Origin of the sequence: Streptomyces sp. CA-249302 (genome assembly GCF_050936785.1) — a bacterium.
In the GTDB taxonomy this organism is placed as follows: domain Bacteria; phylum Actinomycetota; class Actinomycetes; order Streptomycetales; family Streptomycetaceae; genus Streptomyces.
On record NZ_JBNJMG010000001.1, the window covers coordinates 10,765,060 to 10,777,151 of the forward strand.

A 12,092-nucleotide genomic window follows, 5' to 3' on the forward strand; every position below is an offset into this window, starting at 1 on the left:
CACCGTGGAGGCGTTCGTGAGATCCTTCGGCCCCCTCGGCGTCGCCGAGTCGGCGATGGCTCCGTGCTACGGCATGGCCGAGGCCACACTCGCCATCACGCTGCCCGTGCCGGGAACCAGGCCGCACTGCCTCTCCGTGCACCGGGCGGAACTGCAACCCGGCCAAGAGATCCAGCTCATGCCCTCGCACAGCCCGGAGAGCATCCGGCTGGTGGCGGTCGGGGCCCCGGTGCCGGGCATGGAACTCAAGATCGTGTCCGAGGAGGGCGCGTCGCTGCCGGCCGGGTATCTCGGAGAGATCGTGGTCCGGGGCCCCAGCCTCACGACCGGCTACCGGGACGATCCGGCGGCCACCCGGAGCGCACTGCGCGACGGCTGGCTGCACACCGGAGACCTCGGCTTCCTGCACGAAGAGGCGCTCTACGTGGCAGGCCGGCTCAAGGACATGATCTCGGTGCGCGGCCGGAACTTCTATCCGGACGACGTCGAGCACGCCGTGGGCCGGGTGCCGGATGTCTACCGCGGCCGGTGCGTGGCCATCCCCCATCCTCTGCAGGAGCGCATGGCCGTCGTCGTGGAGACGGCTCTGTCCGCGCAGGACGCGTCACGCGACCACCTCGTGAACCGGATCGAGCGCGAACTGGCCGGTTCCCTGGGCCTGTCCGCGGTGCGGGTCCACCTGGTCCCGCCGCGCAGTCTCCCCCGCACCAGCAGCGGCAAGTGGCAACGGCACAAGATCCGTGACCTCCTGCCCTCGCTCGAGGCCGACGACAAGGAATGACGCGATGACCCGGATCAAGGAAGGCGTCGCCGATCCCGGCGGCGTACGCGCGATGATCCGAGACTCCCTGGGGGAGCTGCTCGGATGTCGGCCGATGGATGTCGACATGGAACTCCGGCTCACGGAAATGCCGGGTATGGACTCGCTACGGCTCGTGGAAGCCATCGTCACCGTCGAACGGACATGGCAAGTCACCCTTGACGAGGACGAGTTGTTCGACGTGCGCACGGGGAACGACCTCTGCGCGCTCATCGAATCGACCATCGCCGCGAGAGGAGGCGGCTGATGAATCCACTGCGCGAGACCCCGCCGAGCGCGGAGTTGCTGCCGCCTCAGTTCGGGAGCGGGGCGACCGCAGCCTTCCGGACACTGCGTGAACTGGCCCCTGTCGTACGGGTCGAGATGCCGGAAGGCCTCACCGCCTGGGTGATCACGCGTCATGCCGAGGGTCGCAGGGCGTTGCGGGATCCCCGGTTCGCGAAGGACCTGCGCCGACTGACCGATCCGGAGCACGGGCTGGCGGGCCGCCGTTACGCCGAGGACCTCTACATCACCAACGGCCGGCACATGCTCAACAGCGACGGCGCCGACCACGAGCGGCTCCGCGGTGTCGTGGCAGGCCCGCTGTCCGCGCAGTCCGCCGCCAGAAGGCTCGGCGAGATCGAGAGCGTCGTCCGCACCGTACTGGACGACATTCAGGCGGACGAGATCGACCTGCTGTCCGCCTACGGGCAGCCGGTCCCCGAGCTCGTACTCGGGCGGGTGCTCGGCATGCCGCCGCAGACGATGTCGGACGCCGCGCCACTGACCCGCAGGCTCGGCAGAAGGGAGAACCCCGAGTCGCCGCCCATGCGACGGGCCTTCGCCGATCTCGTCGACCTGATCCGCGAGACGACCCGGGAGCCCGTACCCGAGCCGTCGCAGGGCACCGTCATCGGCGCGTTGCAGGCCGCCGCGGCCGAGCATCGGATCAACCGGCGCGAGGTCACGTCCACCGTCATGATGCTGTTGAGCGCGGGGCTCACCTCCACGGCGATCGCCATCGTCCAGGGCGCCGCCACCCTGTCGGAGACAGCCGCCGCCCTGCGGGCCATGCTGGGTGACGAGGCCGAGTCCCGAGTGCTGGTCGAGGAACTCCTGCGTCACCACCCGCCTTTTCCGTTCTCTCCCTGGCGGTTCGCCCGGGAGCCCGTCGAGGTGGCCGGCACACTCATCCCGGCGGGCGCCGTTGTCTTCGTCCTGCTGGCCGCCGCCAACCGGGACCCCGCGGCGTACGAGGAAGCGGACGAGGTCCGGCCACGACGAACCGGCCAACCCGCCCACCTGGCCTTCGGGCACGGTCCGCACTACTGCGTCGGCGCGCCGCTCGCCCGGGCCCAGATCCGTGTCGCGCTGCGGGAGCTGTTCCACCGCTTCCCCCACCTCGGCCCCGCCGTGCCGCTGGACACCACCAGGTGGATCGGACTGCTCTTCGACCGCACACCCGTGGCGCTTCCCGTCCGTCTCGGCCTCCGCAGCAACCATGTTCCTGCGCAAGGGAGTTGACATGGATGACACCCGCGTCCACGCGCAGCTGCGCTCGGTGGCGTCCTGTCGTCCGCGCCGTTCCGTGTCCAACGCGCGCCTGGCCCCCGGACTGGGCACGACCGACGCGTGGATCCAGCGGCGCACGGGAGTGGAGGCCCGCGGCGTCGCGTCGGCGGAAGAGAGCCTCGACGCCATGGCGGCCCGGGCCGCGGCCTCGGCTCTGGAGCGAGCCGGACTGACCGCCGCGGACCTCGACTTCGTCCTGGCCGCTTCGATGAGCCCCGGCCCGCGGAGACAGGCGTTGGCCGAGCTGGTCGCCGAGCGCCTCATACGCCCCGGCTGCCCGGCACTGGATGTGAACGCGGCCTGCGCGGGCTTCTGTTACGCCCTTGAACTGGCACGTTCTCTCGTTGCGGACAGAGCCTTCCGTGCGATCCTCGTCGTCGGCGCCGACCGGATGACCGACCTCCTCGATCCCGATGACGTCGCCACGGCGGCCCTTTTCGCGGACGGGGCCGGCGCGGCCGTGGTCACCGCGGGGCCCGACCCGGGGATCGGGAACGCTGTGTGGGGCAGCGACACGTCCCGTCGTGATCTCATCCACCAGGACCACCGCGCACAGCGACGGACGAGCGCCGGCCATGCTCCGTTGACGATGTCCGGGCCGTCGGTGTATCGGTGGGCGCTGCAGGAGTTGCCGAACCTGGCCCGGGAAGCTGTCGCCAGGGCCGGTGTCGCTCTCGACGATCTCGCGGCCTTCATTCCCCATCAGTCGAACGGCCGAGTCATTGCGGCACTCGCCTCGGCTCTGGAGCTCGCGCCCGAGGCGATCGTCGCGAGCGACATCGTGCACAGCGGCAACACCGCGGCGGCTTCCATCCCCATGGCCATGGAGAGACTCCTCCACCTGCACCCGCGGCTCGGTGGAGAACTGGCGCTGCTGCTCGGATACGGCGCGGGCATGAGCTACGCGGCACAGGTGGTCAGGCTGCCACCGCAGCCGCCTCCGACGTCCCGCAACGGCGGCCCCGCTGCCTCGGAAACGGCGGTCCGGTCATGACGCGGGCCGCCGTAACGGGAATCGGGCTGGTCACACCCGCCGGTGTTGGAGTCGGGACGACGTGGCGGGCGCTGCTGGCCGGACAGTCGACGGCCGCGTTCGAGCCCGAACTCGAAGGACTCCCCGTCGACTTCTGCTGCCGGGTTCCGGATCTGGCCGCGCACCGGCGCCTCGGCCACAAGACCGCGAGGCAACTGGACCGGTTCGGCGTGATGGCGTTGCTCGCCGCCCGAGAGGCCGTGTTGGACGCGGGCCTCGACGAGCGGCAGTGGGATCCGGCGAGGATCGCCGTCGTCCTCGGCGTCGGAAGCAACAGCATGGCGACGTATCCCGCAGAGTTCGGCCGACTCAACGACCACCGCGCCGACCGGGTGTCGCCGCTGGCGATTCCCCGCAGCATCCCCAATCTGGTGGCCGGGGACGTCAGCCTCGATCTCGGCGTCACCGGACCGAGTTTCACCGTGAACACGGCGTGCGCCTCGGGTGCCACGGCCCTGGGTGTGGGCCGGCTGCTGCTGGAGAAGAACATGTGCGACATCGTGATCAGCGGTGGTAGTGACAGCGTGTGCGCGGCCATGCCCGCGGCCTGCTTCGCCCAGATGCGGGCACTGAGCCGACGTGGACACGAACCTGCCAGGGCCGCACGCCCTTTCGACGTCCACCGTGACGGCTTCGTCCTCGGTGAGGGGGCGGCGGTCCTCGTCCTGGAGCGCGAGGCGTACGCCCTGGCCAGAAGGGCGCGGATCCGTGCCCACCTGGACGGGTTCGGAGCGTCGAGTGACGCGTATCACCGCGTCGCGCCGCATCCGGACGGCGCCGGACTGATCGGGGCCATGCGGGCCGCGCTCGCGGACGCCGGCTGGCAGCCGCAGGACGTCGACCATGTGAGCGCGCATGCCACCGGCACGCCCACCGGAGATGTCATCGAAGGCAGGGCCCTGGCCCGCTGCTTCGCCGACGGACCTCCCGTGACCGCGCTCAAAGGCACGATCGGGCACACCGTGGGAGCGGCCGGGGCGATCGCCTCCGCGGTTGCCGTGCTGTCCCTGGAACAGCAGATCGTCCCACCCACGGCGAACCTCGACGACCCGGATCCGGAGATCACCCTGGACGTCGTACGCGGCACGCCACGCCCCGCCGGACTGCGGTCCGTACTGGTCAACTCCAGCGGATTCGGCGGACAGAACGCCGTGCTCGCTTTCAGCGCCCCTTGAGACGTCCCGCACGGAGAGAACGAGAGTCCGCATGCCGACAGACCTTCTGCGCGAACTGCTGCCCGTCGTCGAGGGAAATCTCGACCGCCATCTTCGGACGGCACAGGAGTGGATGCCGCACGTGTATGTCCCATGGGACCGGGGAAGGGACTATGTCCGCAACCCCTGGGAACGTGAACAGTCCCCGTACAGCGCGGCCGTACAAGCCGCCGTGGAGATCAATCTGCTCACCGAGGACAACCTGCCGAGCTACCACCTCGAGATCGCCCGGCGCTTCGGTCTCGACGATGCCTGGGGCACGTGGGTGCATCGCTGGACCGCGGAGGAGGGACGCCACGCGATGGCCCTCCGCGACTACCTGCTGGTGGCCCGTGGTGTGGATCCCGACCGGCTCGAACGGCAGCGTATGGCCACCGTGCAGTGCGGCTACTCCGCGGGGGACAAGAGTGTTCCGGCGAGCCTCGCGTACGTGTCGCTGCAGGAACTGGCCACCAGGATTTCCCATCGCAACACCGGACGCCTCGGCGGAGATCCCGGCCTCGAAGCCCTCCTCGGGCGGGTGGCGGCCGACGAGAACCTGCACATGATCTTCTACCGGTCACTGGTGGACGCGGCCCTGGAGATCAGCCCCTCCGACACGGTCGCGGCGATCTGCCAGGAGATCATCGATTTCCGGATGCCCGGCACGGCCGTCCCCGGCTACCGGCTCAAAGCCATGAGAGTCGTCGGCGCGGGCATCTACAACCTGACGATCCATCTCGACGACGTGGTGCGTCCCCTGATCCGCCATTGGCGGGTGTTTCGGCGCACGGATCTGAACGGCGAGGCGGAAGCCGCTCGGGAACGGCTCGCGGCGACTCTCCGGAGGCTGGCCGCGGACGCGGAGCGACAGGCAGAGCTCTTCGCCCGCGGTCAGGACGCCGGGGTCAGCGTCCCGCCGCCCACCAGCGCGTAAGTCCGTTCGCCCAGGTAGGAGTTGGCGTCGAGGGCGTCGTAGGTGATGGTGTGCGCCTGGCCGTTTCGTATCCGCAGCCCGGTGACGGAGGTCAGCGCGGAGTCGCCGGGTGAGGATCAGGCCGCTGCTGGGGACAGGACGAGCGCGGCTTGGGCGATCGTGCCGCGCGGCCGGGTGCCGGAGACGTCGAGGGTGACAGTTCCGCCGCCGGACACGGTGCCCAACTGGTCCGTGGCGGAGCGGGGTGCGGGCACGTTGATCAAGGTGGTGCCGCCGGAGAGGTCGAACACCGGGCCGCCCAAGGCGATGAGCGACCCGCCCCGCAGGGGGAGCGTGTCGTCGGCGGTGCCCATGGCGAATCCCTAGCTGCCGCTGGCCTTCAGCCGTCCGCCGTACACCTCGATCGTGCCGTCGCCCCGGTCGGTCGCGACGGCCGAACCATGGCAGGCGGTGGAGGCCATGGCGACGTCTCGCAGGACGGCGCTGGCGTCGTGGCTGACGAGGACGGGGCGCACGACCTGCCCGCAGACGTCGATCCGCCGCCGGCCATGGTGACGGAGCCCGCATAGTGGGCGTGCAGCGCGGTCGCCCCGGAGCCGGTGGTGGTGACGTCGCCGCCACGGGAGCCGATGCCGCTGGCCTCCCCGGTGACACGCACGGTGGCGTTCAGACCGCGGATGCTGCTGTCGTCCGCGGACTCGGTGCTGCCGCTGGTGACCACCTTGGGGTGGAGCAGACGCAGGACACGGGCGTTCTTCGCCAGGACGGCCATCTCATCCGTCTCGTCGGCGGTGAAGAGCCGGTCGGAGAACGCCGCCTTACCTCCGTCCGGGGTGTAGACGGAGGTAGCGGTGATCGTGCCCGTGGCGCCGCCCGGTCCGGGCGGCGCCACGCGGTGGGGTCCACGACGTCCGCGAAGGCCGGAGGTGCCCCCACAGAGCACCCGAGGGGACCAGAGCGGCCGACGCCGGCATGCCCGTGCCGGGCGGAACACAATCCGTCGTCACCGCTTGGCGCCGCTCGTCACGCGGGCCGGGTGGTCGGCCGCACCGAGTGCTGTTTCCGTCGGCTCAGTCGGCCTGGACGGGGCGGCGAGCTTCCCCTGGCTGGGCGGGCTGGACGAGGTCGTTGCGGACGAGGTCGCCGGCCGGAGCGACCTCGTCGTCCGGGGAGGGGACGAACGCGGTCTCTCCGCTCATGGCCTTCTTGGCCTTCTCGACGTCCAGCGCGCCTTCCCAGCGGGAGACCGCGAGGGCGGCGACGCAGTTGCCGAGGAGGTTGGTGGCCACGCGCATGGAGTCCATGATGCGGTCCACGCCCAGCAGGAGGGCCACCGCGCCGGCCGGTATGACCCCGAGGGCGGAGGCGGTCGCCGAGAGAGCGAGGAAGGCCGAACCGGGTACGCCCGCCATGCCCTTGCTGGTGAGCATGAGCATCAGAACGACGGTCACCTGCTGGCCCAGGCTGAGGTCGACGCCGACCGCCTGCGCGATGAACAGCGTCGCGACGGACAGGTAGATCGAGGCACCGTCGAGGTTGAAGGAGTAGCCGGTGGGCAGCACCAGGCCCACGGCGTCGTCGCGGCAGCCCGCGTGGCGCAGTTTCTGCATCATCCGCGGCATCACGGTCTCGCTGGAGGCCGTGCCGAGAGCGAGCAGCATCTCCTCGCGGGTGTAGCGGACGAACTTCCACAGGCTCAGCCCGGTGAACGCCTTCAGCGCGACCGAGAGCAGCAGCAGGAACAGCAGCGCGACGGCGTAGCAGACACCGATGAGCTTGCCGTATGTGGACAGGACGCCGAGCCCGTACTGACCGACCAGGTGCGCGGTGGCGCCGAAGACGGCGAGCGGGGCGAGCCGCATGACGAAGCCGACGATCGCGAAGACGATCTCCTGCGCCTGGTTGACGGCCGGGAGGATGGCGGGGACCTTGGTGTGTCCCAGGTGGAGCAGGGCCGCGCCCACCAGACAGGCCAGCACCAGGACCTGCAGCAGCGCGTTGTCGGCGAACGCCCCCACTGCGCTCTCGGGCAGCGCGTGCAGCATGAACTCGCTGGTCGAGGGCAGTGAACCGCCGGCGGTCGTGGTGTCGACGGCGGAGGCGTCCAGCTGAGAGGGGTCCACGTGCATCCCCGCGCCGGGCTGCACGAGGTTGCCCGCGAGCAGGCCGATGAGCAGCGCGAACGTGGTCGCCACCTCGAACCAGACCAGCGCCTTGAGGCCGATCCGCCCGAACGCCCGCAGATTTCCGGCCTTGGCGATGCCCGTGACCACCACGCAGAACACGAGCGGTGAGATGACCGCCTTGATGAGCCGTACGAAGCCGTCACCGAGCGGCTGGACGGCGGTGCCCACGTCCGGCCAGAGGCGGCCGACGGCGACGCCGAGGAGCAGGGCGCAGGCGACCTGCGTGAACAGTGAGGTGCGCAGCAGACGAACGGCGCGTCGTGGCAGAGATGGTACCGACAGCGGCACGAGCATCCTCCGATCCAAAATTCCGCTAGGCGGAATTTGACTTCCGTGGAACGGTGGTAACTATGGTTCAAGCGGAGAGTCCGCAGAAGACCCCGAACCTTCCCCGGGGAAATATTGGATGTTCCTCCAGCAGGCCTGTCGGAGCAGGCCCGATGAGACCCGCCCGGCACAGGGCACGCCAAGGCCGTGGCCCCGGCCCCGAGAGGGGACGGGGCCACGGCCTTGGCGGGAGGTGGCTCAGAGACCGGCCGCAGCGCTGTGCAGGTTCTTCGCGGCCAGGGCGAGGCCCTCGGTCTGGGAGTAGGCGGCGTCCTCGTGCTCGATGTTGACCGCCATGTCGGGGTCGATCTCGTGGAGGGCGCGCAGGAACTCGGTCCAGAAGGGGACGTCGTTGCCGAGGCCGACGGCGACGAACTTCCAGGCCGGGTTCTCGGGCCAGGCGTTGCACCAGAAGCCGTAGCCGGTGGGGACCTTGCCGGGGGCGTCGGCCGGCACCCGGGCGAAGGAGGTGTCGAGTACGCCGCGGATGTCGGCGCCGGGGCAGAGAGCGGCGTCCTTGGCCGCGGCGTGGAAGACCAGGGGCCCAGCCACTTGATGGACGCGATGATGTCCATGCCCTGCCACATCAGATGGGACGGGTCCATCTCGGCGCCGACGTTGGTGAGTTCACCCGCGTCGACGAGCCGCTTCAGCGTGACGGGCGAGAAGACGAGGTTGTGCGGGTGCATCTCGATGGCGACCCGGACGTCGTTCTCGCGGGCGAGCGCGTCGATCTCCTTCCAGAACTCGACGGCCACGCCCCACTGGTAGTCCAGCACGTCCATGTAGACGCCGTCCCACGGATTGACCACCCAGGACGGGTACTTGGCGTCGGGGTCGGAGCCCGGCGTGCCGGACATGGTGACGACGTGGCGCACGCCGAGCAGGCCCGCGAGCTGGATGGTGCGGCGCAGGTCGTCGGCGTGCTTGGGGCCGACACCGGGGAGCGGGTTGAGCGGGTTGCCGTTGCAGTTCAGACCGGTCAGTTCCATGCCACGCTCCGCGAACGTGGTCAGGTACTCCTCGCGGGCCTTGGCCGAGGACAGCAGCAGGTCGACCGGGCAGTGCGGGGAGGGAATGAAGCCGCCGGTGTTGACCTCGACGGAGGTCAGACCGTTCTCCTTGAGGATGTCGAGGGCTTCGGTGAGAGTGCGGTCGTGCAGACAGGCGGTGTAGGCACCGAGCTTGAGGGCCATGTACGTGCTCCTTGGAAGCGTGCGGGGACCGGCCGGAGGGCGGGCTAGCTGACGGGCGGGACGGCGACGACGGCACCGTCGGACTGCGAGGAGGTGACGACCGCACGGATGATCTCCATCGTGCGCAGCGCGTCCGCGAAGGTGGCACAGGCCGGCAGCGGCTCGGCGACCCCGGCGACCTGGTCCAGGAACGCCCGCGCCTGGTAGGTGAAGTTGTCGCCGTTGCTCGCGCCCACGCCCGGCGCCTCCATCGGCACACCGCCGGCGAAGTACGGCATCTGCGGGCCTGCGATGATCTGCCGGGCACCGCGGGTACGGGCCTCGGGCTGGGCGTCGTCGAAGAGGTACTCGGCGGGGCGGTGCTGGTCGAACGCGGCCCGCCCGCCGACGCCGAGGACGTCGAAGAACAGCCCGTTGGGCAGCCCGAAGCCGGTGCGGGTGACGGAGAAGGTGCCGACGAGACCGCTCTCGAAGCGGGCGGTGAAGGTGGCGGTGTCCTCGTTCTCCACCTCGCCGAACTCGTCCGACACGGGCGCCGCGTTGTGCCCCACGACCGCGCCCAGCGGCAGCGGTCGCTTGGTGATCTGCGTCGACAGCGAGGCACCGGAGACGGACGCGATGGGTCCGGCGACGTACTCGGCGGCGTCGATGATGTGCGAGCCGATGTCCCCGAGCGCACCGGAGCCGGCACCGCCCTTGAACCGCCAGCTCAGGGGACCGTTGGGGTCGGTGGCGTAGTCGCACCAGTAACGCCCGCTGAACAGGGTGAGATCGCCCAGCTCCCCGTGCTGCACGTGGTTGCGGATCGCGGCGATGCCCGGAGCACGCCGGAAGGTGTATCCGACGGCCGTCACGACCTCCGCGCCACGCTCCAGCTCGGCCATGGCGCGGGCGTCTTCGAGCGACCCGGCCAGCGGCTTCTCGCACAGCACATGCTTGCCGGCGGCGACCAGCGCCTCCGCTATGGGCCGGTGCAGGTCATTGCCCACGACGATGGAGACCGCATCGATCGACGGGTCCTCGGCGACCGCCTCCCAGCTCGGCAGCGCCCTCTCGAAGCCGTAACGGCGGGCGGCGTCCTCGCCCAGCGCGACGTTCGCGTCGGCGATCGCGGCCAGCCGGACCGGCGGCAGGCCGCCTCCGAAGACCGTGTTGACGTTCCGGTATCCGGCGGCATGGCTGCGGCCGGCCATGCCGGCTCCGATCACCGCGACGGAGAGGGGTTTGGCATTCGTTGTCATGGGGTGCCTTTCAGGCGGTCAAGGAGATATCGGTCGGCGAACACCTGCGGGAGTGGGCGGGGAACCCCTGTTCGCGACGGTGGCGCTGGGCGCGGGGACGGGAAGGGTCAGTTGGAGGTGGGGAAGTTGAAGCCTGCGGTGACCTGGTGGGCCTGCTGGGGCCAGCGGGTGGTGACGACCTTGGGGCGGGTGTAGAAGCGGATGCCCTCGGGGCCGTGGATGGGGGAGTCGCCGATGAGGGAGTCCTTCCAGCCGCCGAAGGAGTAGTACGACATCGGGACGGGGACGGGGACGTTGATGCCGATCATTCCGACGTGGATGTTGCGCTGGAATCGGCGGGCGGCTTCGCCGGAGGCGGTGAAGAGGGCGGTGCCGTTGCCGTAGGGGTTGGCGTTGATGACGCCGATCGCCTCGTCGAGGGTCTCGACCCGGAGGATCGCCAGGACGGGACCGAAGAGTTCCTCCTTGTACGCGTCCATCTCCGTGGTGACGTGGTCGAGGAGGGAGGGGCCGGTGAAGAAGCCCTCCTCGTGGCCCTCGACCTTCAGTCCGCGGCCGTCGACGACGACGGTGGCGCCCTGCTCCTGGGCGGTCCCGACGGCGTTCTCGACGCGTTCCTGGGCGGCCCTGGTGACCAGGGGGCCCATCTCGATGCCGGGGGCGTCGCCGGGGCCGACCTTCACGTCGTCGGCCTTGCGCTTGAGGATCTCGGCCAGGGCGTCCGCCGCATCGCCCACGGCGACGGCGACGGAGACGGCCATGCAGCGTTCGCCTGCGGAGCCGTAGGCGCCGGCGGTGATGTGGTTGGCGGCGAACTCCAGGTCCGCGTCCGGCAGGACGACGGCGTGGTTCTTGGCGCCGCCCAGGGCCTGGACCCGCTTGCCGTGCGCGGTGGCGGTCTCGTGGACGTACTTGGCGATCGGCGTCGAACCGACGAAGGAGACGGCCTCGATGCCGGGGTGGGTCAGGATGGCGTCGACAGCGTCCTTGCCGCCGTGGACGACGTTGAAGACGCCGTGCGGGAGGCCCGCCTTCTTGTACAGGTCCGCGACGAAGTTGGCGGCGGAGGGGTCGCGTTCGGAGGGCTTGAGGATGAAGGTGTTGCCGGTGGCGATGGCGATCGGGTGCATCCACAGGGGCACCATGGCGGGGAAGTTGAACGGGGTGATGCCGGCGACGACGCCGAGGGGCTGGCGGAAGTTGTGGACGTCGATGCCGCGGGAGACCTGGTCGGAGAAGGAGCCCTTGAGTACGTCGCCGAGGCCGCAGGCGAACTCCACGACCTCGCGGCCACGGGTGATCTCCCCGCGGGCGTCGTCGACGGTCTTGCCGTGTTCGGCGGAGATGATCCGGCCGAGTTCCTCCTCGTGCTCGACGAGGAGCTGGCGGAAGTTGAACATGACCTGGGTGCGCTGGGTCAGGGACGACTCCGACCAGGTCTCGAAGGCGCGGGTGGCGGCGGCGACGGCGGCGTCCACGTCCGGGCCGCCGCCGAGGACGACCTGGGCCTGTTCCTGGCCGGTGGCCGGGTTGTAGACCGGCTGGGTGGCGGTGGCGGCACCCTGGGTGGGGCTGCCGTCGATCCAGTGGGGAATGGTGTTCACG

12 protein-coding genes and 1 pseudogene are annotated in these 12,092 nt (G+C 70.3%); 6 read left to right on the forward strand and 7 right to left on the reverse strand.

The genetic code is table 11. The annotated features are described in order from the left end of the window. Positions 1 to 4: 4 nt before the first annotated feature. From ACQEWB_RS48715 to ACQEWB_RS48740, 6 genes are read left to right on the forward strand one after another with little or no spacing between them, the layout of a single operon-like run. A complete protein-coding gene (locus ACQEWB_RS48715; protein ID WP_432843216.1) occupies positions 5 to 781 on the forward strand; it encodes an AMP-binding protein in 777 nt (258 codons plus the stop codon). A gap of 4 nt (positions 782 to 785) precedes the next feature. Next, positions 786 to 1,067 (forward strand): acyl carrier protein, encoded by a 282-nt coding sequence (locus ACQEWB_RS48720; protein WP_432843218.1) that lies wholly within the window; start codon positions 786 to 788, stop codon positions 1,065 to 1,067. After that, on the forward strand, positions 1,067 to 2,326 hold the full coding sequence (locus tag ACQEWB_RS48725; protein ID WP_432843220.1) for a cytochrome P450: 1,260 nt from the start codon (positions 1,067 to 1,069) through the stop codon (positions 2,324 to 2,326). The genes ACQEWB_RS48720 and ACQEWB_RS48725 overlap by 1 nt, the downstream gene beginning before the upstream one ends. A 1-nt stretch (position 2,327) precedes the next feature. After that, positions 2,328 to 3,368, forward strand: a complete 1,041-nt coding sequence (locus ACQEWB_RS48730) for a beta-ketoacyl-ACP synthase 3 (RefSeq protein ID WP_432843222.1) — start codon at positions 2,328 to 2,330, stop codon at positions 3,366 to 3,368. Next, entirely contained in the window at positions 3,365 to 4,582 is a 1,218-nt protein-coding gene (locus tag ACQEWB_RS48735; protein WP_432843224.1) for a beta-ketoacyl-[acyl-carrier-protein] synthase family protein, read from the forward strand. The genes ACQEWB_RS48730 and ACQEWB_RS48735 overlap by 4 nt, the downstream gene beginning before the upstream one ends. A gap of 31 nt (positions 4,583 to 4,613) precedes the next feature. Beyond that, the gene (locus tag ACQEWB_RS48740; protein WP_432843226.1) at positions 4,614 to 5,537 is read left to right on the forward strand and encodes an acyl-ACP desaturase; all 924 of its coding nucleotides are present in this window, start codon (positions 4,614 to 4,616) and stop codon (positions 5,535 to 5,537) included. A 116-nt stretch (positions 5,538 to 5,653) separates the two neighbouring features. Here ACQEWB_RS48740 and ACQEWB_RS48745 read toward each other — a convergent pair whose 3' ends face one another. The 7 genes and pseudogenes from ACQEWB_RS48745 to ACQEWB_RS48775 form a co-directional block, all read right to left on the reverse strand. Then, positions 5,654 to 5,890: a hypothetical protein gene (locus ACQEWB_RS48745; RefSeq protein ID WP_432843228.1), complete on the reverse strand. Its 237-nt coding sequence runs from the start codon at positions 5,888 to 5,890 to the stop codon at positions 5,654 to 5,656. A gap of 26 nt (positions 5,891 to 5,916) precedes the next feature. Then, positions 5,917 to 6,429 carry a hypothetical protein gene (locus tag ACQEWB_RS48750; protein ID WP_432843230.1) on the reverse strand — a complete coding sequence of 171 codons (513 nt, stop codon included), beginning with the start codon at positions 6,427 to 6,429 and terminating at the stop codon, positions 5,917 to 5,919. 178 nt (positions 6,430 to 6,607) lie between these two features. Beyond that, on the reverse strand, positions 6,608 to 8,017 hold the full coding sequence (locus ACQEWB_RS48755; RefSeq protein ID WP_432843232.1) for a cation:dicarboxylate symporter family transporter: 1,410 nt from the start codon (positions 8,015 to 8,017) through the stop codon (positions 6,608 to 6,610). A gap of 231 nt (positions 8,018 to 8,248) precedes the next feature. Beyond that, positions 8,249 to 8,602, reverse strand: coding sequence for a hypothetical protein (locus ACQEWB_RS48760; RefSeq protein WP_432843234.1), 354 nt, complete (start codon positions 8,600 to 8,602; stop codon positions 8,249 to 8,251). 62 nt (positions 8,603 to 8,664) lie between these two features. Continuing rightward, positions 8,665 to 9,246: pseudogene (locus ACQEWB_RS48765) on the reverse strand (sugar phosphate isomerase/epimerase family protein); the annotation flags it as partial. A gap of 44 nt (positions 9,247 to 9,290) precedes the next feature. Next, positions 9,291 to 10,487, reverse strand: a complete 1,197-nt coding sequence (locus ACQEWB_RS48770) for a Gfo/Idh/MocA family protein (RefSeq protein WP_432843236.1) — start codon at positions 10,485 to 10,487, stop codon at positions 9,291 to 9,293. 107 nt (positions 10,488 to 10,594) lie between these two features. Then, positions 10,595 to 12,091, reverse strand: coding sequence for a CoA-acylating methylmalonate-semialdehyde dehydrogenase (locus tag ACQEWB_RS48775; RefSeq protein ID WP_432843238.1), 1,497 nt, complete (start codon positions 12,089 to 12,091; stop codon positions 10,595 to 10,597). Between the last annotated feature and the right edge of the window lies 1 nt (position 12,092).

Coding starts and splice junctions, on each gene's coding strand:
- ACQEWB_RS48720 (WP_432843218.1), top strand. CDS start 786: ATGACCCGGATCAAGGAAGGCGTCGCCGATCCCGGCGGCGTACGCGCG.
- ACQEWB_RS48725 (WP_432843220.1), top strand. CDS start 1,067: ATGAATCCACTGCGCGAGACCCCGCCGAGCGCGGAGTTGCTGCCGCCT.
- ACQEWB_RS48730 (WP_432843222.1), top strand. CDS start 2,328: ATGGATGACACCCGCGTCCACGCGCAGCTGCGCTCGGTGGCGTCCTGT.
- ACQEWB_RS48735 (WP_432843224.1), top strand. CDS start 3,365: ATGACGCGGGCCGCCGTAACGGGAATCGGGCTGGTCACACCCGCCGGT.
- ACQEWB_RS48740 (WP_432843226.1), top strand. CDS start 4,614: ATGCCGACAGACCTTCTGCGCGAACTGCTGCCCGTCGTCGAGGGAAAT.
- ACQEWB_RS48745 (WP_432843228.1), bottom strand. CDS start 5,890: ATGGGCACCGCCGACGACACGCTCCCCCTGCGGGGCGGGTCGCTCATC.
- ACQEWB_RS48755 (WP_432843232.1), bottom strand. CDS start 8,017: ATGCTCGTGCCGCTGTCGGTACCATCTCTGCCACGACGCGCCGTTCGT.
- ACQEWB_RS48770 (WP_432843236.1), bottom strand. CDS start 10,487: ATGACAACGAATGCCAAACCCCTCTCCGTCGCGGTGATCGGAGCCGGC.